Source organism: Bradyrhizobium sp. CCGB01 (genome assembly GCF_024199795.1).
Classification (GTDB): domain Bacteria; phylum Pseudomonadota; class Alphaproteobacteria; order Rhizobiales; family Xanthobacteraceae; genus Bradyrhizobium.
This window is the reverse complement of sequence record NZ_JANADK010000001.1, coordinates 4,417,056-4,436,691: the sequence shown is the minus strand read 5'-3', so window position 1 is coordinate 4,436,691 and position 19,636 is coordinate 4,417,056. Positions and strand designations below refer to the sequence as shown.

General features: G+C 64.7%; 19 protein-coding genes. 5 read left to right on the top strand and 14 right to left on the bottom strand.

The genetic code is table 11. The annotated features are described in order from the left end of the window. Window positions 1-18: 18 nt before the first annotated feature. Window positions 19-1,866: a glutaminase A gene (gene glsA, locus NLM25_RS20195; RefSeq protein ID WP_254138109.1), complete on the top strand. Its 1,848-nt coding sequence runs from the start codon at window positions 19-21 to the stop codon at window positions 1,864-1,866. A 5-nt stretch (window positions 1,867-1,871) separates the two neighbouring features. Here glsA and NLM25_RS20190 read toward each other — a convergent pair whose 3' ends face one another. The 14 genes from NLM25_RS20190 to NLM25_RS20125 all read right to left on the bottom strand — a co-directional run bounded on the left by NLM25_RS20190 (window position 1,872) and on the right by NLM25_RS20125 (window position 14,656). Beyond that, entirely contained in the window at window positions 1,872-2,174 is a 303-nt protein-coding gene (locus tag NLM25_RS20190; RefSeq protein ID WP_014495972.1) for a nucleoside triphosphate pyrophosphohydrolase family protein, read from the bottom strand. A 26-nt stretch (window positions 2,175-2,200) separates the two neighbouring features. Then, entirely contained in the window at window positions 2,201-2,728 is a 528-nt protein-coding gene (locus NLM25_RS20185; protein WP_254118594.1) for a carboxymuconolactone decarboxylase family protein, read from the bottom strand. Window positions 2,729-3,213: 485 nt separating this feature from the next. Continuing rightward, the gene (locus NLM25_RS20180; protein WP_254138108.1) at window positions 3,214-3,576 is read right to left on the bottom strand and encodes a Zn-ribbon domain-containing OB-fold protein; all 363 of its coding nucleotides are present in this window, start codon (window positions 3,574-3,576) and stop codon (window positions 3,214-3,216) included. Continuing rightward, window positions 3,573-4,709 (bottom strand): thiolase family protein, encoded by a 1,137-nt coding sequence (locus NLM25_RS20175; RefSeq protein ID WP_254138107.1) that lies wholly within the window; start codon window positions 4,707-4,709, stop codon window positions 3,573-3,575. The genes NLM25_RS20180 and NLM25_RS20175 overlap by 4 nt, the downstream gene beginning before the upstream one ends. Before the next feature lie 9 nt (window positions 4,710-4,718). After that, entirely contained in the window at window positions 4,719-5,918 is a 1,200-nt protein-coding gene (locus NLM25_RS20170; protein WP_254138106.1) for a CaiB/BaiF CoA-transferase family protein, read from the bottom strand. 119 nt (window positions 5,919-6,037) lie between these two features. Continuing rightward, window positions 6,038-6,244, bottom strand: coding sequence for a hypothetical protein (locus tag NLM25_RS20165; protein WP_254118590.1), 207 nt, complete (start codon window positions 6,242-6,244; stop codon window positions 6,038-6,040). A gap of 123 nt (window positions 6,245-6,367) precedes the next feature. Beyond that, on the bottom strand, window positions 6,368-7,537 hold the full coding sequence (locus tag NLM25_RS20160) for an acetyl-CoA acetyltransferase (protein WP_254138105.1): 1,170 nt from the start codon (window positions 7,535-7,537) through the stop codon (window positions 6,368-6,370). 60 nt (window positions 7,538-7,597) lie between these two features. Next, window positions 7,598-8,248 carry a bifunctional 4-hydroxy-2-oxoglutarate aldolase/2-dehydro-3-deoxy-phosphogluconate aldolase gene (gene eda, locus NLM25_RS20155; RefSeq protein ID WP_254138104.1) on the bottom strand — a complete coding sequence of 217 codons (651 nt, stop codon included), beginning with the start codon at window positions 8,246-8,248 and terminating at the stop codon, window positions 7,598-7,600. 13 nt (window positions 8,249-8,261) lie between these two features. Further along, a complete protein-coding gene (locus NLM25_RS20150) occupies window positions 8,262-9,248 on the bottom strand; it encodes a sugar kinase (protein WP_254138103.1) in 987 nt (328 codons plus the stop codon). A 23-nt stretch (window positions 9,249-9,271) separates the two neighbouring features. Beyond that, entirely contained in the window at window positions 9,272-10,258 is a 987-nt protein-coding gene (denD, locus tag NLM25_RS20145) for a D-erythronate dehydrogenase (RefSeq protein WP_254138102.1), read from the bottom strand. A gap of 79 nt (window positions 10,259-10,337) precedes the next feature. After that, the gene (locus tag NLM25_RS20140) at window positions 10,338-11,213 is read right to left on the bottom strand and encodes a carbohydrate ABC transporter permease (protein ID WP_254118585.1); all 876 of its coding nucleotides are present in this window, start codon (window positions 11,211-11,213) and stop codon (window positions 10,338-10,340) included. Window positions 11,214-11,215: 2 nt separating this feature from the next. Beyond that, window positions 11,216-12,163 carry a carbohydrate ABC transporter permease gene (locus tag NLM25_RS20135; RefSeq protein WP_254118584.1) on the bottom strand — a complete coding sequence of 316 codons (948 nt, stop codon included), beginning with the start codon at window positions 12,161-12,163 and terminating at the stop codon, window positions 11,216-11,218. 67 nt (window positions 12,164-12,230) lie between these two features. Further along, on the bottom strand, window positions 12,231-13,544 hold the full coding sequence (locus NLM25_RS20130) for an ABC transporter substrate-binding protein (protein ID WP_254118583.1): 1,314 nt from the start codon (window positions 13,542-13,544) through the stop codon (window positions 12,231-12,233). A 50-nt stretch (window positions 13,545-13,594) separates the two neighbouring features. Continuing rightward, window positions 13,595-14,656, bottom strand: coding sequence for an ABC transporter ATP-binding protein (locus tag NLM25_RS20125; RefSeq protein ID WP_254118582.1), 1,062 nt, complete (start codon window positions 14,654-14,656; stop codon window positions 13,595-13,597). A 202-nt stretch (window positions 14,657-14,858) separates the two neighbouring features. On the opposite strand from NLM25_RS20125, the gene NLM25_RS20120 reads away from it, so the two are divergent. From NLM25_RS20120 to NLM25_RS20105, 4 genes are all read left to right on the top strand, one after another. After that, entirely contained in the window at window positions 14,859-15,959 is a 1,101-nt protein-coding gene (locus tag NLM25_RS20120) for a LacI family DNA-binding transcriptional regulator (protein ID WP_254138101.1), read from the top strand. 122 nt (window positions 15,960-16,081) lie between these two features. Then, a complete protein-coding gene (locus tag NLM25_RS20115; RefSeq protein WP_254138100.1) occupies window positions 16,082-17,911 on the top strand; it encodes an IlvD/Edd family dehydratase in 1,830 nt (609 codons plus the stop codon). Window positions 17,912-18,026: 115 nt separating this feature from the next. Then, window positions 18,027-18,758: an SDR family oxidoreductase gene (locus tag NLM25_RS20110; protein ID WP_254118579.1), complete on the top strand. Its 732-nt coding sequence runs from the start codon at window positions 18,027-18,029 to the stop codon at window positions 18,756-18,758. Window positions 18,759-18,882: 124 nt separating this feature from the next. Continuing rightward, entirely contained in the window at window positions 18,883-19,629 is a 747-nt protein-coding gene (locus NLM25_RS20105; protein ID WP_254118578.1) for an SDR family NAD(P)-dependent oxidoreductase, read from the top strand. Window positions 19,630-19,636 lie beyond the last annotated feature (7 nt).

The following is a 19,636-nucleotide window of genomic DNA, read 5'->3' as shown; positions in this document are numbered from 1 at the left end:
GTTGCACAAAGAGAGGCGATGACACCGCTTTCGCCTCTCGCCTCCGCCTGGACCCGCTCGAAACCGCCCTTGCTGCGGTTTCTGGACATTTGCCTCAACGAATTCTCGGCGGAGAGCTCTGGCGCCGTCGCCGACTACATCCCCGAGCTGAGCAAGGCCGACCCTGCCCATTTTGGCATCAGCCTCGCGACGCTGGACGGCCACGTCTATGAGGTCGGCGACTCCAGGGTGCCCTTCACCATCCAGTCGATGTCAAAGCCGTTCGTCTTCGCGCTGGCGCTGGACCTGCTGGGCGCCGGCCGGGTCGAGAGCGCGATCGGCGTCGAGCCCTCCGGCGATCCCTTCAACTCGATCCGGCTCAACTCCGACAACCATCCGTTCAACCCGATGGTCAATGCCGGCGCGATCGCCTGCACCGGGCTGATCTACGACAGCAAGGGCCCGGAGGCCTTCGAGCAGATCCGGCTCGCGCTCAGCCGTTTTGCCGGACGTGACCTCGCCGTGGACGAAGCCGTCTACGCCTCGGAAAGCCAGACCGGCGACCGCAACCGTGCCATCGGCTATCTCCTCAAGACGAACGCCGTGATCTCGGACAATGTCGCCGGCGTGCTCGACGTCTATTTCCGGCAATGCGCGGTGCTGGTCACCGCGCGCGACATCGCCGTGATGGCGGCAACGCTGGCCAACCGAGGCGTCAATCCGGTGACGGGCGAGCAGGTGGTGACGCCCTACGCAATCTCGCGCACGCTGTCGGTGATGACGTCGTCAGGCATGTACGATTATGCCGGCGAATGGATCTACCGGATCGGAATCCCCGCCAAGAGCGGCGTCGGCGGCGGCATCCTCGCCGCCCTGCCTGCCCGCCTCGGGCTCGGCAGCTATTCGCCGAAGCTCGACAAGCACGGCAACAGCGTGCGCGGCATCAAGGTCTGCGAGGCGCTGTCCTCGCATTACGACCTGCACATGCTCAATCGCAGCGACGATGCGCGCAACGCCGTCATCGCCGACTACGACATCGGCAAGAGCCCGTCCCGCCGCGTCCGCCGCCCGCAGGAGCGCGAGATCCTGGCCGGGCATGAGCAGGAGGTGCGGGTCATCGAGCTGGTCGGCACGCTGTCGCTGTCGGCGGTCGACTACGTCTCGCGTCGGCTCGCCGGACAGCCGCGGCCGCAGATCGTGATCTTCGACCTCCACCGCGTCACCTCCACCACCCGCGCCGGAGCGCGGCTTGTGGCCGAAGCGTTCGAAGAGCTCGCGGCGCTGAACGTGACCGTCGTGCTGTCAGGCGTCAGGCGTGCCTCGAAGGAATGGGACAGCCTGCGAGAATGGACGGCGGAGCTGAAGAACGTCCGCGACTTCTATCTGCTCGACACCGCGATCGAATGGGCGGAAGACCAGATCGTCTATCGCTATGGCGGCTCGATCGATTTCCACGAGACCACCGAGCTTGCCGAACAGCCGCTGCTGTCAGGCATGAGCGAGGAAGAGCTGACCGACCTCGCCTCGATCTGCACGATCCGGACCTTTCAATCCGGCGCGAAAATTCTGACCGCAGGCGATCCCGCCGATTCCTTGTTCTTCCTGCGCAGCGGCGCCGTGCATGTCACCCTGCCTGACGGGGTGCGGCTGGCGACGCTGACCGCCGGCATGGCCTTCGGCGAGATGGCGCTGCTGGAGCCGACCCGCTCGGCCGACGTGTACTCGGACATGGCGGCGACGGCGTATGAAGTGCCGCTGAAGGATTTCGAGCGCTTCCGCAGGCAGCACCCGCGCGCGAGCGAGCGTGTCATGCGCAATCTGGCGCAGCTGCTGGCCGACCGCCTGATCGTCGCCAACGCGAAGGTGGATATCCTGACGTCGACGTAGGTGGCCTAGCGACTCGCGGCCTCGCTGAGCCGCCGCTTGATCTTGGCAGCGCTCGCCTTGAGCAGTTCGGACGGCTGCTGGCCGGTCGCTGCACACAGGCAGGCCCAGTAGTAGATGACGTCGCCGAGCTCATCGACCAGCCCCGCCTTGTCGAGCCAGTCATCGCGCAGCAGCTTCTTGATGTGGTCGGCGACCTCGCCGGATTCGCCGGCGAGGCCGAGCCCGAGATAGGACAGCCGCTCGTTGGACGGATGCTCATCGACTTTCGCAATGCTCGCGGCCCAGACCGCATATTCATCGATCGTCATGGACATCCCTCGCCGTGGTTTTCGGATCAGCCCACCACTTCGGTTACGGGCTGGAGGTCGATCTCGAAGGTCTCCAGAAACTTTGACGTCATGATGTAGAAGCCGACCGAAAGTTGCAGCTCGACCAGCGCGGCCGGCGTCAGCTTCGATGCGATCGCCTTGAACGTCGCATCCGTCGGCTTCTTCAGCTTCACGATCTCGTCGGTGAACGCGAGCGCGGCGCGCTGCACCTCATTGAAGCAGGTCGCTGCCTGCCAATTCTCGAGCGCTTCGTTCTGCTCGTCGGTGACCCCGACATTCTTTCCGATGCGCTTGTGCGCGACGATCTCGTACGGCGCCTCGCACAAAATGCCGGTACGGGTGATCGCGAGCTCGCGCACGACGGGATCGAGCTCGCCCTTATGCCGGATGGCTCCGCCGAGCCGGCAGTACTGCTCAAAGTAGCTGGGCGAGTGCGCCATCATGCGGAAGATGTTCGCGTTGCGGTTCTTGTCGAGAATTTCGCGGGTGCGGTCGGATGCCCTGGACGGGTCGCTGTAGGTGATGCGGGCCATGATTTACCTGAAGAATTTCCCTGAGCCTTTGATGCTTTTTGTCGTTAGGGGCGAAAGTTCCACGAAACTCTATTCTTACGCGACCGCAGGAGCAACATCATCGAGTCAAATTGCCGCCGCATTGCTGATCGACCTTGGCACAGTCGATATTCGCCGCGTGGGGACAAATCGCAGTGAGTACTCGAAGTGGGGTGTTCCGAGTAAAATAATTGACCGCCGGGTGCGCAGCGCGCGCAACGATGAGTCACGCCCAAGTCTAGGGAGAAAAAGGCATGAAGGAAGCCACCAAGGGGGCGGCCTCGGAAGCGCTCGCGCATATGCTGGCGGTGATGGCGATGCTCGTCATCGCCAGCATATTGTTCTACGGGCGTTAGCAAGAGTTGCGTAGAGTGTTTTCGTCATTCCGGGGTGGCGCCTCGCACAACGCCAAGCCCAGAAATCCCGTTCCAGGTTCGGTCCCTTGGACCGCCCCCGAATGACGGATCCTACTTTTTCCTTTTGCTGAAAAACGGCACGAGCTTGCCGGCGAACGTCGGGAAGCTCGCGGTGACCTCATCGCCGATAGCTAGATTCGTCTCGCCGTGCGCCATCATGCGAAAGCCCTCGGCGCAATCGACCAGCAGGATGTTGTAGGGTACGTGCGCGCGGGTCTCGGGCGTGGCGGCGCGGCACACCAGCGACGTCGCATACACCCTGCCCTTGCCGCTGGCACGCGCATCGCGCGGATCGGGCGCACCGCACGCCGCGCAAAAGGCGCGATGAAAATATTGCACATGGCTGCATGCGGCGCAGGTCTGGTAGGTGATGGCCTGCTCGCCTTTGGTCCAATCCGCCAGACGCTCGCTCATCGCACCCGCTCCAGAAACATGCTGACGTGCGACGACAGCACGCCGCCGTCGCCGTGCAGCAGTGCAATCGAGGCATCGCGCACCTGCCGATTCGCAGCCCGCTCCGTCATCTGCAAATGCGCCTCGACCAGATGCGCCATGGCGCCGCCGACCCCGCAATGACCGTAGCTGAGCAGCCCGCCATGGGTGTTGAGCGGCATCGCGCCGTCGCAACCGAAATGGCCTGATCGCACGCGGGCGGCGGCCTCGCCGCGGCCGGCAAGGCCGAGGTCTTCCAGCAGCATCGCGAGCGTGATCGTAAAGCTGTCGTAGATCGCGGCGTAGCGCACGTCCGAGATCGCAAGGCCCGTGGCCTCCCTGGCGCGAGCGATGGAGATTTCGGCCCCGAGCTCGCTGAGCGCGGGCGCGGCGGTGACATGCTGATGGGTATGCGCCTGCGCGCAGCCGCGGATGCGCACGCCGGCCTCGCCGGTCCGCTCGCGGCTGACAACGAAGGCGGCGCCGCCGTCGGAGACCGGGCAGCAGTCGAGCAATTTGAGCGGCATCGCCACCGGCTTCGAGGCCATGACATCGGCGACCGTGATGGGGTCGTGGAATTGCGCGCCGGGGTGGGTGCAGGCGTGGGCGCGCATCAGCACGGCGAATTCGGCGAGATCCTCTTCGGTCACGCCGTATTCGTGCATGTAGCGGGTGGCGACCAGGCCGTAATAGGCGGGAATGGTCGGCCCCAGCGGCACCTCGTAGTCGGGATGGCCGACCTGCGCCAAGGCCTGGATCGAGGCGTCGCGGCTTTGCCCGGTGAGGCGATTTTCGCCGGCGACGACGAGCACGTTGCGCGCAACATTTGCCTCGACGAGATGATGCGCCAGCATCGTCATCGCGAGCCCGGTGGCGCCGCCGACCTGCACAGCATGGGCGTAAGACGGGCGGATGCCAAAATGCTCGGCGAAGACGGTGGCCAGCATGATGTGCGGCGAGACGGTCGAATAGCCGCAGAGGATGCCGTCGATCTCGGCGCGCTTCAGCCCGGCATCGTCGAGCGCGGCTTGGGCGGCCTTGCTCATCAGGTCGAGCGAGGACGAGCCTTCGTGCTTGCCGAAAGGCGTGAGGCCGACGCCGGTGATGAAGCTCATATGCCCTCCCTACTCCGGCGGCGAACGCGTGACGCCGTCGCGGACCATGGCGGCGATCTCGTCCTGGGAATAGCCGATCCCGTGAAGAATCTCCGCGCCATGCTCGTTGAGCCGCGGCGCCAGCCTGACAGTCTCGGCCTCGGTCTCGGACCAGCTCGCCGTCACCTTCATGCTGCGGATCGGCCCTTCCGTCGGATGGTTCACGACCGGGAAGAAATTCGTCGCCTCCAGATGCTCGTCGTGCAGGATCGATGCGAGGTCGTGCATCGGCATGACAGGCACGTCGGCCTTGGTCAGCAGATCGATCCACTCGGCCGTGGTACGCGTCTCGAAGATGCGCGCGAGCTCGGCATAGACGACGTCGATGTTGGCGGCGCGGCCGGCGAAGGTCGCGAATTTGGGATCGGCGCGCAGATCGTCGCGGCTCGTTGCCTTGAAGAAATTCTCCCACTGCTTGTCGTTGTAGACGATGACGCTGAGATAGCCGTCCGAGGTCTTGTAGGGCCTGCGGTCGCGCGAGAGGTGGCGGGCGTAGCCGCCCTTGTCGAGCGGCGGCTCATAGGTGAGCCCGCCCATGTGATCGCCCATGACGAAGCCGGCCATGGTCTCGAACATCGGGATGTCGACGCGCTGGCCGCGGCCGGTGCGATCCCGATGCACGAGGCTGGCGCAGATCGCGCCGACGGCGGTGAGACCGACGATACGGTCGACCAGCGCGTTCGGCACGTAGCGCGGCACGCCGTCTCCGGTCTGCGCCATCAAGGCGGGGAGCGCGGTGGCGCCCTGGATCAGATCGTCATAGGCGGGCTTGGCGGCATAAGGCCCGTCCTGGCCGAAGCCGAACACGCCGGCATAGACCAGGCGCGGGTTGATTGCGGAGACGACGTCATAGCCGAGCTGAAGCCGCGCCATCGCCTGCGGGCGGACGTTGTAGACGAGCACGTCGGCGTCCTTCAAAAGCCGCAGCACGGCCTCGCGGCCCGCGGGCTTCTTGAGGTCGAGACAGATCGAGCGCTTGCTGCGGTTGGTGTTGAGGAACACCGGGCCCATGCCGGCATGGCGCATCGGACCGATCAGGCGGGTGACGTCGCCGTCGAGCGATTCCACCTTGATGACGTCGGCACCGTAGTCGCCGAGCATCTGGGTCGCATAGGGCCCCATCAGCACGGTGGTCATGTCGACGACCTTGATGCCCTTCAGCGGCCCCATTCATTCGCTCCCGATTGCGCGGGCTCAAGCGGGCCCCGCGATTTCGGTCCAGCTAAGGGCAGTCATGCCGCGCGCGCAAGGGCGGCCGGCGTATGGCCGCATGCGCGGCGATACGGCCGCTATTTCTTCTGGCGGGATTCGCGGATCTTGATGAGACGGTCGAGCTCGTCGTTCTGCTGGTTGATGCGGTCGGCGATCCGCGACTCGTTCTGCTCGCCGGAAGCGGCCGCGGCCTGCTCGATGAGCTGGCGGATATTGTCCTCGAGGATCGCGATGCGATCGTTGAGGGCTTCCATCGACAGCGAGTCTTCGTAGTCGTTGCTCATGATGCTTTTCCGCAAATCAATCAGGAGCGTCAAGGTGAGCAAAGCGAAGCGTGCACACCTTGATCTAGCGCAAGGAAAAAGGTGGGCACGGCGCAAACGCGCCTTTGCCCACCCTACGAGAGATTACTTCAGCGGCTCCAGCACGGAAACGTAGTTGGCAACGGCGGCGCCGCCCATGTTGAAGATGCCGCCGAGCTTCGCGTTCTTGAGCTGCATGCCCTCGGGCGCCTGCCCGGCGAGCTGCATCGCGGTCATCACGTGCATGGAGACGCCGGTGGCGCCGATCGGGTGGCCCTTGGCCTTCAGGCCGCCGGACGGATTGACCGGCAGCTTGCCGTCCTTGAGCGTCCAGCCTTCCTTGATGGCGCGGGCGCCCTGCCCCCTCGGCGTCAGGCCCATCGCTTCGTATTCGATCAGCTCGGCGACCGTGAAGCAGTCATGGGTCTCGACGAAGGAGAGATCGCTGAGCGCCACGCCCGCCTGCTCCAGCGCGCGCTGCCAGGCGATAGTGCAGCCCTCGAACTGGAGGATGTCGCGCTTGGACATCGGCAGGAAGTCCTGGGCATGCGCGGTGGCGCGGAAGCCGATCGACTTGCTCATGCCCTTGGCGGTCTCGGCATCGGCCAGCACCAGCGCCGCCGCGCCGTCGGAGACGAGCGAGCAGTCGGTGCGCTTCAGGGGACCGGCGACGTAAGGGTTCTTCTCGCTCTCGGCGCGGCAGAAGTCGAAGCCAAAGTCCTTGCGCATCTGGGCGAAGGGGTTGGCCACGCCGTTCTTGTGGTTCTTGGCGGCAATCAGCGCCAGCGCATCGGACTGGTCGCCATATTTCTGGAAGTAGGAGCTGGCGATCTTGCCGAACACGCCGGCGAAGCCGCCGACGGTGTCACCGTCCTCCGGCAGATAGGACGCCTTGAGCAGGTTCTTGCCGATCTCCGGCCCCGGCGTGCGCGTCATCTGCTCGACACCTACGACCAGCACGATCTTGGCCGCGCCTGCGGCGATCGCGCGCAGGCCCTGGTGTACGGCCGCCGACCCGGTCGCGCAGGCGTTCTCGACCCGGGTGGCCGGCTTGAAGCGCAGCTTCGGGTCGGCCTGGAGCACCAGCGAGGCGGTAAAATCCTGCGGCGAGAAGCCGGCGTTGAAATGGCCGAGCACGATCTCGTCGACGTCGCCAGCCGAGATGCCGGCATCCGCCAGCGCCTCGTTGGCAACGCGGGTGACGAGGCTTTCGACGGTTTCGGTGTCGAACTTGCCGAACGGCGTATGCGCCCATCCGACGATGCTGGCGGTCATGGTCTCTTCTCCCTGGGTATCTCGTACTGAGCTAAGTCTTAGCCCAGGGATGGCAAGACTTCACGCAGGTTTAAGGGCCTGAAGGGTGCGCTGGCAGATGGCAGTTATGCCGGCCCAGTTCCCGGCCTTGATCTCCGCCGTCGGGCATAGCCAGGAACCGCCGACCGCGACGACATTGGGCTCGGCGAGCCAGGTCCCCGCATTGGCCTCGCCAATGCCGCCGGTCGGGCAGAACCGCACGTTCGGGAACGGCCCGCCAAGGGCGCGCAGGCCCTTGATGCCGCCCGCCTGCTCGGCCGGGAAGAATTTTGCGACGTCGAGGCCGTAGGACAGCGCCATCATCAGCTCGGACGCCGTGGCAATGCCCGGCGCGAACGGCAAGGAGCTGTGGGCCGCAGCCTTCAGGAGATCGGGGGTCAGGCCCGGGCTGATGCCGAACGCGACGCCGAGCTTCTCGACGCGGGTGAAGTCGGCCGGATTGAGAATCGTGCCGATGCCGACCACCGCCTCGGGGACTTCGGCCATCATCGCCCGCGCCGCCTCGATCGCAACGGGGGTGCGCATGGTCACCTCCAGCGTGCGGACGCCGCCGGCGACCAGCGCACGCGCCAGCGGCACGGCATCCTGGATACGCTCGATGGTGAGCACGGGAATGACGGTCGCGGCCTTGAACAGCGCGGCGAGGTGGTTCTGTTGGGCGGTCGTGGTCATCTTGGCTTTCGTTTCACTTGGTCGCCTGGCGAGAACTCGCCGGCCGGTGCCGCTTCTTCGGTGGCATGGCATAGCCCGGAATGATGGCGCCGGGATAGCAGATCACGAGGCTGGCGAGGCGATGCCCGGCCTGGGCCGCCTCGATCGGATCTGAGCCGCCGAGCCGGGCCGCGATATAGGCCGCGGCAAAGCTGTCGCCGGCCGCCGTGGTGTCGACGACCGGCTTGGTCATGGGCTCGGCCCGGACCTCGCTGGTCCCGCCGGGGAAGCGCAGCAGGCTGACGGGCTCTGCCAGCCGGAACACCAGCTCGGGCGTGGGGATGCGCGCCATCAGTTGGTCGTGGCTCTCGCCGGGATGGAGCGCGAGCAGATCCTCGGTCGAGGTCAGCACGATGTCGGCAGCGGCGAAGGCCGCGGCAAACACCTCGCGCGCGACGTCGCGGTCCGGCCATCCGCGTGCGCGAAAATTGGTGTCGAACACGAAGCGCGTGCCGAGCAGGCGCGCGCGCTTGATCGCCGCGAACAGACGCTCGCGCCCGGGCGCATCGTAGATCGAGAGCGTGATCGCGGAGAGATAGACGATGTCGTAGCTCATCAGCGAGTTGAGCAGCTCGTCCGTCTCCGGCAGGCTCATGAGCTGACGCGCCGCCGCGCTGTCGCGCCAGTGGAAGAACTGGCGCTCGCCCTTCGCATCCGTCTGGATCATGTAGAGGCCGGGCAGCTTGCCCGGCAGCCGCGCGACGCGGCGGGTCCCGACGCCCTCCGCATTCCAGGCCCCGATCATCTCATCGCTCAAGGCGTCGTCGCCGAGCGCGGTGAGATAATCGACCTTGACCTCGAGCCGCGCCAGATACACCGCCGTGTTGAGGGTGTCGCCGCCGAAGCCGCGCGAATACAGGCCGCCGCCCTGCCCTTGCCCGCTGGACGGTCCGGCGGACTGTCCTCCTTGGGCCTGCCGGAGCTCGACCATGCATTCGCCGATGCAAGCAACGCTCGCCATCACTTTACCCGCTCAGTCAGAGATCAGGCGACGAAATTGCCGCCGAGCTCGTCTTCGATGTGAATGCGGATGATGTCGTCGAAGGTCTTCTCGGCGGTGGTGAAGCCGAGCTCCAGCGACCGCTTGGCATTGAAGTTGCGCGGCCAGCCGCCGACGATGCCGACGATGAAGGGATCGGGCTCGCGCTTGATGCGGGCGGCGACCTTTTCGCCCGCGACACGCTTGAGCGCCGCGATCTGCTCGCCGACCGTTGCCGACAGGCCCGGCATGGTCAGATTGCGGCGCGGGCCGACGGTCGCGAGGTCCATGGTGCCGGCATGCAGCAGGAAGCCGACGGCGGAGCGCGGCGTAGCGTGCCAGTGGCGGACGTCCTCGGAAACCGGGAGCACCGCTTCCTTGCCGGCCAGCGGCTCGCGCAGGATGTTGGAGAAGAAGCCCGATGCCGCCTTGTTGGGCAGGCCGGGCCGGATGCAGATGGTCGGCAGGCGAATGCCGATGCCGTCGAGGAAGCCGCGGCGCGAATAATCGGCGAGCAGCAATTCGCCGATCGCCTTCTGGGTGCCGTAGCTGAGCAGCGGGGTGTGGAAGAACTCGTCGCCGATCGCATCCGGGAACGGCGCGCCGAACACCGCGATCGAGGACGTGAACACCACGCGCGGCTTGTAGCCGCCGCCGACAAGGCGGATCGCGTCGAGCAGCATCCGCGTGCCGTCGAGGTTGATGCGGTAGCCCTTGTCGAAATCGAGCTCGGCTTCACCCGAGACGATCGCGGCGAGATGGAAGATCACGTCGGGACGGCCGGCGATCAGCTTCTCGGCAGCGCCAGGGACGGCGAAATCGCCCGAGACGGTCTCGACGGCGAAACCGGCCTTCTCCGGCTTCTTCGGCTCGACCACATCATGCATGGTCAGCTTGGTGACATCGCTCTTGCCGAGCCGGCCGTCGCGCAACAGCCGTTCACACAATTTGCGGCCGACCATGCCGGCGGCGCCCAGAACCAGAATGTGCAAGAGCCTACTCCTTCTTATTGGCCGGAGCGCACCGCCCTTGGGGCGTTCTCCTGGTGCGCTCTCGAGGCAGGCCCCGCGATCATTCCTTCACGGCGCCGGTCATCGCCGACACATAGTACTCTACGAAGAAGGAATAAAGGATAACTACGGGGACCGAGCCGGTCAGGGCCGCCGCCATCAGCGCGCCCCAATGGTAGACGTCGCCGCTGACGAGCTCGGTGATGGCGCCGACGGGAATCGTCTTGTTCTCCGACGAGGAGATGAAGGTCAGCGCGTAGATGAACTCGTTCCAGGACAACGTGAAGGCGAAGATACCGGCGGAGATCACCCCCGGGAGCGACAGCGGCAGCGTGATCTTAACCAGGATCTGGAGCCGCGTCGCACCGTCGATCAGCGCGCATTCCTCGAGCTCGTAGGGAATGGTGCGGAAATAGCCCATCAGGAGCCAGGTGCAGAACGGGATCAGGAAGGTCGGATAAGTCAGGATCAGCGCCAGATTGCCGTCGAACAGGCCAAGCTGGAACACGATCGCCGCCAGCGGAATGAACAGGATCGAGGGCGGCACGAGATAGCCGAGAAAGATCGCAAGGCCGACATAGCGCGAGCCCTTGTAGCGCAGACGTTCGATCGCATAAGCGGCGCAGACGCTGGCAAACAGCGAGATGAAGGTGGAGGACACCGACACGATCACGGTGTTCCACATCCAGAGCGGATAGTCGGTTTCGACGATCAGCTTCTTGATGTGCTCCAGTGTCGGATTCACGATCCAGAACGGATTGTACTTCTCGTAGTCGTACATCTCCGCGTCCGGCTTGAACGTCGCGACCGCCATCCAGTAGAACGGGAACAGCAGGAAGAAGATGATCAGGCCGAGCGGAAGGTAGACGCGGAGAAACTTCCGCGGGAAGCTCTCGAGGTAGTCCATTCCGACGCTTTGGTCGTCCACGGTGGCCATGGTCAGTCCCTCCCGCCCTGTTGCCAGCGAGAGCGCTGAAGCCCGAAGAAGCTGAGCAGGATCGCCGCGACCAGGAACGGAATCATCGCGTTCGAGATCGCCGCGCCCTCACCGAGATTGCCGCCGGTGATGGCGCGCTGGAACGACAGTGTCGCCATCAGATGCGTGGCATTGATCGGCCCGCCCCGTGTGATGGTGTAGATCAGCTGGAAGTCGGTGAACGTCATCAGCACCGAGAACGTCATCACCACCGCGATGATCGGCGACAGCATCGGCAGCGTGATGTGGCGGAAGCGCTGCATGTTGGTGGCGCCGTCGAGATTGGCGGCCTCGTAGAGCGAGGGCGAGATGGTCTGGAGGCCCGCCAGCAGCGTGATCGCCACGAAGGGTACGCCGCGCCAGATATTGGCAGCTATGACCGACCAGCGCGCATTCCAGGGATCGCCGAGGAAATCGATGTAGCGCGTGATCAGGCCCGCCTTGATCAGCACCCAGGAGATGATCGAGAACTGGCTGTCATAGATCCACCAGAACGCGATCGCGGACAGCACCGTCGGCACCACGAAGGGCAGCAGCACGATGGCGCGGATCATCGACTTGAACGGCAGCCGCTCGTTGAGCAACAGCGCCAGGTAAAGTCCGATCGCGAATTTCACGACGCTCGCGAACACCGTGTAGAAGATGGTGTTGAACACCGACAGCCAGAACACCGAGTCCTTCGAGAGCGAGACGAAGTTCGCAAAACCGATATAGCGCCCAGCCCCGCCGATCTTCGTGTCGGTCATGCCGAGCCAAAAGCCCAACGCCAACGGGTAGGCCAGAAACAGGATGAGGATGGCGATTGCCGGCACCATGAACATCGCGCCGAGAAAATTCCGGCTCTCGAATGCTCTGGTCCACAGGCTACTGCGCTTGACCTGCGCGGCGGCGGACTCGGCCATGACTGCCATGTCGGACTTCCCTCGAAAGAAGAGTCGCGGCGTCCGGCGAACCGGACGCCGCGGGGATTGGAGCTGATCAGACCTGGTAGTAGCGCTTGGCGCGCTCGGCGGCGCGCGCGGCCGCCTGCTTCGGCGTCGCCGAGCCCGAAGCCGCCTCGGCGAACATGTCGACGACGACGAAGTCGCCCATCACCGCCGCGGAGGCATAGCCGAGATCGCCGGCAAAGCCGTTGTCGCGGCAGCGCTTCAGGCAGTCGCGATACGGGGTGATCTTCGGGTCCGAGGTCCACACCGGGTTGTCGTTGTAGGCCGGCAGCGGCGGAGACACGTAGCCGTTGGAAGCGACCTCCCAGGCGTCGTAGTTCTCCTTGTCCATCATGAACTTGATGAACTCCTTGACCGCCTTCGGATACTTCGAGTGCTTGTAACCGTAGTAGACCAGCACGTTCTGCTGCTCGGTCGACACGCCAACCGGGCCGATCGGCATCGGCGCGTGGTTCATGTCCTTGGCGATCTCCTGCTGCTTCGGATCGGTCGAGTTCTTGCCGACGGTCCAGATCGAGATGCCGTTCAGCGTGAGGCTGAGTTCGCCGTTGAGGAACGCCTTGTTGTTGTTCGAGTCGTTCCAGGACAGCACGCCGGGGATGAAGGTCTCGTAGAGCTGCTTGACGTATTCGAGCGCGGCGATCGTCTCGGGCGAGTCGATCACGACCTCGTTCTTCTCGTTGACGACCTTGCCGCCGAACGCCCACAGCGCCCACTGGCACCAGCCATTGGCATCGCCCGTGGCATGGCCGAGCGCGAAGCCGGCCGGCGTGTTGTTCTTCTTCAGGGCCTGACACAGCTTGAGGAAGCCGGCGGTGTCCTTCGGGAATTCGTCGAAGCCGGCGGCCTTCACATGGCTGATGCGGTAGTTCAGGCAGCCGCCGGTCGCACCTTGCGGAATGGCGATCCAGCCATTGCCCTTCTTGCCGTACTTCTCGGCGACCGGATACCAGCCGCCATACTGCTTGCCGAGGTAGTCGGCGACGTCGGTCACGTCGATCAGCTTCTCCGGGAATTTGTGGGGATCATCGAGCGTGCCGATGATGAGGTCCGGACCGGCGCCGACATTGGCGGCGACCGCCGCCTTCGGGCGGATGTCTTCCCAGCTTTCGGCCTCGAGCTTCACCTTGACGCCGGTCTTCTCGGAAAACTTCTTGGTCTGCTCGGCGAACTTGTCGAATTCGGCCTGGATGAACTGCTTCCAGCGCAGCACGCGAATAGAGGCGTTCGGCTCGGGGGTGTTGGTCCACTCCGCCGCGCGGACCGGGACGATGCCCGGGCCGGCCAGCAGTGCTGCGCCGCCCAGGCCAGCTTTGAGCACACTACGCCTGTCGAAATCGCTCATCGTTCTCTCCCTTAAATTTTATATTTGTATTGGGTCGTTCTTCGGCGTCGCTACATGCGCTTGCCTGTCGCCTCGTCGAACAAGTGAACCAGCGACGGATCGGGCTTCAGCCGCACCTTGTCGCCCGGATTGAACTGGTGACGCTCGCGGAAGACCGCGACGACCTGCTCGCCGCCGACCTTGGCGAACACCTGGGTCTCCGAGCCGGTCGGCTCGACCACGATGATCTCGGCCTCGGCGCCGTCGTCGGCGATGGTGAAGTGCTCGGGCCGCACGCCGTAGACCGCGGGACGGCCGTCGGAATTGGCCGGCGCGCTCTTGAGCGGCAGCTTGACACCGTTCGGACCTTCGAAGGTCGCGACGCCGTTGACGCGCACATGGCCCTTCAGGAAGTTCATGGCGGGCGAGCCGATGAAGCCGGCGACGAACTGGTTTTCCGGCTTGTCATAGAGCTCGAGCGGAGTGCCCATCTGCTCGACGATGCCGTCATGCATGACGACGATCTTGTCGGCCATGGTCATGGCCTCGATCTGGTCGTGGGTGACGTAGACGGTCGTGGTCTTCAGCCGCTGGTGCAACTCCTTGATCTCGGTGCGCATCGCGACGCGCAGCTTGGCGTCGAGGTTCGACAAGGGCTCGTCGAACAGGAAGACCTGCGGATCGCGCACGATGGCGCGGCCCATGGCGACGCGCTGACGCTGGCCACCGGAGAGCTGGCGCGGATAGCGCTCGAGCAGCGGCGACAGCGCGAGGATCTCGGCGGCGCGCTTGACGCGCTTGTTGATCTCGTCGGAGCTCGCGTTCCGCAGCTTCAGCGAGAAGCCCATGTTCTCGCCGACCGTCATGTGCGGATAGAGCGCGTAGTTCTGGAACACCATCGCAATATCCCGCTCCTTGGGCTGGATATTGTTGACGACGCGGTCACCGATCGAGATCGTGCCGGAGGTGATGTTCTCGAGGCCTGCAAGCATGCGCAGAAGCGTCGACTTGCCGCAGCCGGAGGGGCCAACCAGAACGACGAACTGGCCGTCCTCGATCGGAATCGAAACGCCGTGCAGGACTTCAAAATTGCCGAACGATTTCCGCACATCGCGGATTTGCACAGACGACATCTAGCTCCCTCCTCGAAAGTCCACGACGCCTCTTGCGCCGCGACCGTCTTGTTTTTTCAGACTTCACCGAACGAAGCCCGATCTTACAGGGCGACATTGTCGGCAGTTTGTGCGGTTTTGGCAATTTGTCTTTGGTTAGTCGTTGCTGGTAGCGCTGTCAACGATCCTTTGTTTGCGGCAGTGGCTATGCTAAGAGCAGCAAATGGGTCGAAAACGCACCAAGTCAGGTAAAATCCGGCTGGCGGAAGTTGCCGAGCTTGCCGGCGTCAGCCCGATTACGGCGTCCCGGTTCTTTCGCAATCCGGAGGCGCTGTCGGTCGCCAAGCGGACGCGGGTCGAGAGCGCGGCCAAGGAGCTCGGCTATGTGCCGAACCTGGCGGCGCGGGCGCTGGCCTCGCAGCGCACTGAAGTGATCGGTGTCTTGATTCCGTCACTGACCAACAACGTGTTTTCCGACGTGCTGCGCGGCATCTATGACGCCTCCGAAGGCAGCCGGTACTCGATCCAGTTGTCCAACACACGCTACAGTATTCTCCAGGAGGAGAAGCTGCTGCGCCTGTTTCTCGCGCAGAAGCCGGCCGGACTGATCGTCACCGGCATCGACCAGACCGCGGAATCGCGCGCGATGCTGGAGGCGGCCGACTGCCCGATCGTGCAGATCATGGAGATCGGGCCCAATCCGGTCGACATGATGATCGGCTTTTCACACTATGATGCAGCCCGCGCGGCGATTGCGCACCTGTTCGCGCAAGGCCATCGCAAGATCGGCTTCGTCGGCGCGCGCATGGATCCGCGGGTGCAGCGGCGGCTGGACGGATATGTCTCGGCCATGAAGGACGCCGGACTGTTCGAGCAGCGCCTCGTCGTCACGACGGCGACACCGACCTCGGTGACGCTCGGCGGCGCCCTGTTCACCGATCTGCTGGCGCGGGAGCCCGACATCGATGCGGTGTTCTGCGCCAATGACGACCTCGCGCTCGGGGTGCTGTTCGAATGCCGGCGCCGGGAGATCGCTGTCCCCGAGCAGATCGCGATCGTCGGATTCAACGACCTCGAATTCATGGCCTCCGCCGTCCCTACCCTCACCAGCGTGCGCACCAACCGCTACGAGATGGGCAACACGGCCGCCACCATGCTGATCGAAGCGATCGACGGACGGCGCCCGGAGCAGCCGGTGCTCGATCTCGGCTTCAAGGTGATCGAGCGGCAAAGCTCGTCGTCGCGGCGTTCGGAAAGCAGGCCGGCCGCATCGGGCGCGGGCGCGCCGAACAAAATGATAGCGTTACCAAGTGGCCAAGACTAGTATCGCACTTGTGAGGAAACGACCCGCCAGCGGGACAGCAGATCATCGCTCGCGCCGTTGGGCATCGCACAAGCCGACACCATGAGACGGACGCCAGTGCGTTTGCATTGCAGGAGAAACCAATGACAAAAAAACCAACCAATGGGCACGCGCCCGCCGGCAACGGCGCTCGCCGCCACCTCCGTTCGCAGGAATGGTTCAACAATCCGCATAATCCGGGCATGACCGCGCTCTATATGGAGCGCTACCTGAATTACGGCCTCACCCGCGCCGAACTCCAGTCCGGCAAGCCGATCATCGGCATCGCCCAGACCGGCAACGACCTCTCCCCCTGCAACCGGCACCATATCGAGCTGGCCCACCGCGTCCGCGAAGGCATCCGCGAAGCCGGCGGCATTGCGATGGAATTTCCGACCCACCCGATCCAGGAGACCGGCAAGCGCCCGACCGCGGCGCTCGACCGCAACCTCGCCTATCTCGGCCTGGTCGAGATCCTCTACGGCTACCCGCTCGACGGCGTGGTGCTGACCACCGGCTGCGACAAGACCACGCCGGCCTGCATGATGGCGGCGGCGACCGTGAACCTGCCCGCGATCGTGCTGTCGGGCGGCCCGATGCTGAACGGCTGGCATGCCGGCGAGCGCACCGGCTCCGGCACCATCGTCTGGAAGTCGCGCGAGCGCCTCGCCGCCGGCGAGATCGACTATGAAGAGTTCATGGAGATCGTGGCCTCCTCGGCACCGTCGGTCGGCCATTGCAACACCATGGGCACCGCCTCGACCATGAACGGGCTTGCCGAAGCGCTCGGCTTCTCGCTGCCGGGCTGCTCGGCGATCCCCGCGCCCTATCGCGAGCGCGGCCAGATCGCCTATGAGACGGGAAAACGCATCGTCGACATGGTCTGGGAAGACCTCAAGCCCTCGGACATCCTGACCCGCAAGGCGTTCGAGAACTGCATCGTGATCAACTCGGCGATCGGCGGCTCGACCAACGCGCCGATCCACATCAATGCGCTGGCCCGCCACATCGGCGTCGAGCTGTCGATCGACGACTGGCAGAAGGTCGGCCATGACGTGCCGCTGCTGGTCAACATGCAGCCGGCCGGGTTCTATCTCGGCGAGGAATTCCACCGCGCCGGCGGCGTGCCGGCGGTGGTGCGCGAATTGATGAAGCACAAGCGCATCCACGAGGACGCGGTCACGGTCAACGGCCGCGGCATCGGCGAGAACTGCAAGCATGCGCCGGTCCCCGACAACGACGTGATCTGGAGCTACGACAAGCCGCTGGTGAAGGATGCCGGCTTCCTGGTGCTGAAGGGCAATCTATTCGATTCCGCGATCATGAAGACCAGCGTGATCTCCAAGGAATTCCGCGACCGCTATCTGAGCAACCCTGCGGATCTCAACGCCTTCGAGGGCCGCGCCATCGTGTTCGAGGGTCCCGAGGATTATCACGAGCGGATCGACGATGCCTCGCTGGACATCGACGAACGCTGCGTGCTGTTCATCCGCGGCACCGGCCCGATCGGTTATCCCGGCGGCGCCGAGGTCGTGAACATGCAGCCGCCAGCGGCGCTGATCAAACGCGGCATCCTGTCCCTGCCCTGCATCGGCGACGGCCGCCAGTCCGGCACCTCGGGCTCGCCCTCGATCCTGAACGCCTCGCCGGAAGCCGCCGCCAATGGCGGTCTCGCGATCCTCAGGACCGGTGACAAGGTGCGCATCGACCTGAACAAGGGCAGCGCCAATATTCTCATTTCGGACGACGAGGTGAAGAAGCGCCACGCCGAGCTGATGGCCGATGGCGGCTTCAAGCATCCGGCGAACCAGACGCCGTGGCAGGAGATCTATCGCAACACCGTCGGCCAGCAGTCGACCGGCGCCTGCATGGAGCTCGCCACGCGCTACCAGAACGTCGCCGGCACCTTTGGTGTGGCGCGGGATAATCACTGAAGCAGGCATACGTGGCCCGGGTGAGCGAAGCGACACCCGGGACATCCGCTCCCGGATATCGCGCTCGCGCGCTCATCCGGGCTACGGCAATGAGGAAATCGAGGAGAAGAAGAACATGGCAGACCGCCTCAAAGGAAAGCGCGCCGTCGTCACGGCTGCTGCGGCAGGCATCGGGCGCGCATGCGCCATTGCCTTCGCGCGTGAGGGCGCAACCGTAATCGCGACCGACATCAACGAGAGCGGCATCGCGAGCCTGGCCAAGGAAGGCATCGCCGAGGTCGCGAAGCTCGACGTCCGCAACACCGCCGACGTCAACGCCTTCGCCAAGCGTATTGGCAAGGTCGACATCCTGCTCAACGCGGCGGGCTTCGTGCACCACGGCACCATCCTGGAGTGCTCGGAAGAGGATTTCGACTTCTCGTTCGATCTCAACGTCAAGTCGATGCACCGGACCATCAGGGCGTTCCTGCCCGAGATGCTGGCGGGCGGCGGCGGCAGCATCGTCAACATCTCGTCCTGCGCGGCGCTGCGGCCGCCGGCCAACCGTTATGTCTACAGCGCCTCGAAGGCGGCAGTGTCGCTGCTGACGCGCGCGGTCGCGCTCGACTTCATCACCAAGGGCATCCGCTGCAACTCGATCTGCCCCGGCACCGTCGAGACCCCGTCGATGCTCGACCGCGCCGCAGCGCAAGGTCCGCAGGGCAAGGAAATGTTCGTCTCCCGCCAGAAGATGGGCCGGCTCGGCACCGCCGACGAAATCGCATCCATGGCGGTCTATCTTGGCAGCGACGAAAGCGCCTTCACCACCGGCGTCGACCTCGTCGTCGACGGCGGCTACATGCTCTGATCAACTCCTCATCCCGAGGAGGCGCGACAGCGCCGTCTCGAGGGATGGGCCACGGGCTCTATGGTTCGAGACGCGCGCCGAGTGCGCGCTCCTCACCATGAGGGATAGATAAGGGGATTTTTCAATGAACAAGATCGATCTCAACGACCGCGTCGCTGTCGTCACCGGTGGCGCGCAGGGCTTTGGCCGCGCCATCACCCAGCGCTTCGTTGCATCAGGCGCCAAGGTCGCGATCTGGGATTTCGACTCGGCCCTCGCCGAGAAGACCGCCCGTGAGATCAGCGAGAACGTTCGCGTCTTCAAGGTCGACGTCACCGACGCCGCAGGCGTCGAGCAGGCGCGCGATGCGACGCTCGCCGCCTTCGGCAAGATCGACATCCTCGTCAACAATGCCGGCATCGCCGGCGTCAACAAGCCGGTCTGGGAGACCGATCTCGAGGAATGGCGGAAGGTTCTGCGCATCAACCTCGACGGCCCCTTCATCTGCTGCAAGGCGATCGTGCCGACGATGCTCAAGCAGAAATACGGGCGGATCGTGAACATCGCCTCGATCGCCGGCAAGGAGGGCAATCCCAACGCCTCGCACTATTCGGCGTCCAAGGCCGGACTGATCGCGCTGACGAAATCGCTCGGCAAGGAGCTCGCCGCGCACGACATCCTCGTCAACGCGGTGACGCCGGCGGCGGCGAAGACCGCGATCTTCGACCAGATGACGCAGCAGCATATCGACTTCATGCTCTCGAAGATCCCGAAGGCGCGCTTCGTGCTGGTGGAGGAGCTCGCCGCGATGGCGGCCTGGCTCGCATCCGAGGACTGCGCGTTCTCGACCGGCGCGGTGTTTGATATTTCCGGCGGACGGGCGACCTATTGAGGACACC

Coding starts and splice junctions, on each gene's coding strand:
- NLM25_RS20180 (WP_254138108.1), bottom strand. CDS start 3,576: ATGAGCGAGCGTCTGGCGGATTGGACCAAAGGCGAGCAGGCCATCACC.
- NLM25_RS20120 (WP_254138101.1), top strand. CDS start 14,859: ATGGGTCGAAAACGCACCAAGTCAGGTAAAATCCGGCTGGCGGAAGTT.
- NLM25_RS20150 (WP_254138103.1), bottom strand. CDS start 9,248: ATGGCGAGCGTTGCTTGCATCGGCGAATGCATGGTCGAGCTCCGGCAG.
- glsA (WP_254138109.1), top strand. CDS start 19: ATGACACCGCTTTCGCCTCTCGCCTCCGCCTGGACCCGCTCGAAACCG.
- NLM25_RS20135 (WP_254118584.1), bottom strand. CDS start 12,163: ATGGCAGTCATGGCCGAGTCCGCCGCCGCGCAGGTCAAGCGCAGTAGC.
- eda (WP_254138104.1), bottom strand. CDS start 8,248: ATGACCACGACCGCCCAACAGAACCACCTCGCCGCGCTGTTCAAGGCC.
- NLM25_RS20170 (WP_254138106.1), bottom strand. CDS start 5,918: ATGGGGCCGCTGAAGGGCATCAAGGTCGTCGACATGACCACCGTGCTG.
- NLM25_RS20105 (WP_254118578.1), top strand. CDS start 18,883: ATGAACAAGATCGATCTCAACGACCGCGTCGCTGTCGTCACCGGTGGC.
- NLM25_RS20185 (WP_254118594.1), bottom strand. CDS start 2,728: ATGGCCCGCATCACCTACAGCGACCCGTCCAGGGCATCCGACCGCACC.
- NLM25_RS20165 (WP_254118590.1), bottom strand. CDS start 6,244: ATGAGCAACGACTACGAAGACTCGCTGTCGATGGAAGCCCTCAACGAT.
- NLM25_RS20175 (WP_254138107.1), bottom strand. CDS start 4,709: ATGAGCTTCATCACCGGCGTCGGCCTCACGCCTTTCGGCAAGCACGAA.
- NLM25_RS20140 (WP_254118585.1), bottom strand. CDS start 11,213: ATGGCCACCGTGGACGACCAAAGCGTCGGAATGGACTACCTCGAGAGC.
- NLM25_RS20130 (WP_254118583.1), bottom strand. CDS start 13,544: ATGAGCGATTTCGACAGGCGTAGTGTGCTCAAAGCTGGCCTGGGCGGC.
- NLM25_RS20110 (WP_254118579.1), top strand. CDS start 18,027: ATGGCAGACCGCCTCAAAGGAAAGCGCGCCGTCGTCACGGCTGCTGCG.
- NLM25_RS20125 (WP_254118582.1), bottom strand. CDS start 14,656: ATGTCGTCTGTGCAAATCCGCGATGTGCGGAAATCGTTCGGCAATTTT.
- NLM25_RS20115 (WP_254138100.1), top strand. CDS start 16,082: ATGACAAAAAAACCAACCAATGGGCACGCGCCCGCCGGCAACGGCGCT.
- NLM25_RS20190 (WP_014495972.1), bottom strand. CDS start 2,174: ATGACGATCGATGAATATGCGGTCTGGGCCGCGAGCATTGCGAAAGTC.
- NLM25_RS20160 (WP_254138105.1), bottom strand. CDS start 7,537: ATGACCGCCAGCATCGTCGGATGGGCGCATACGCCGTTCGGCAAGTTC.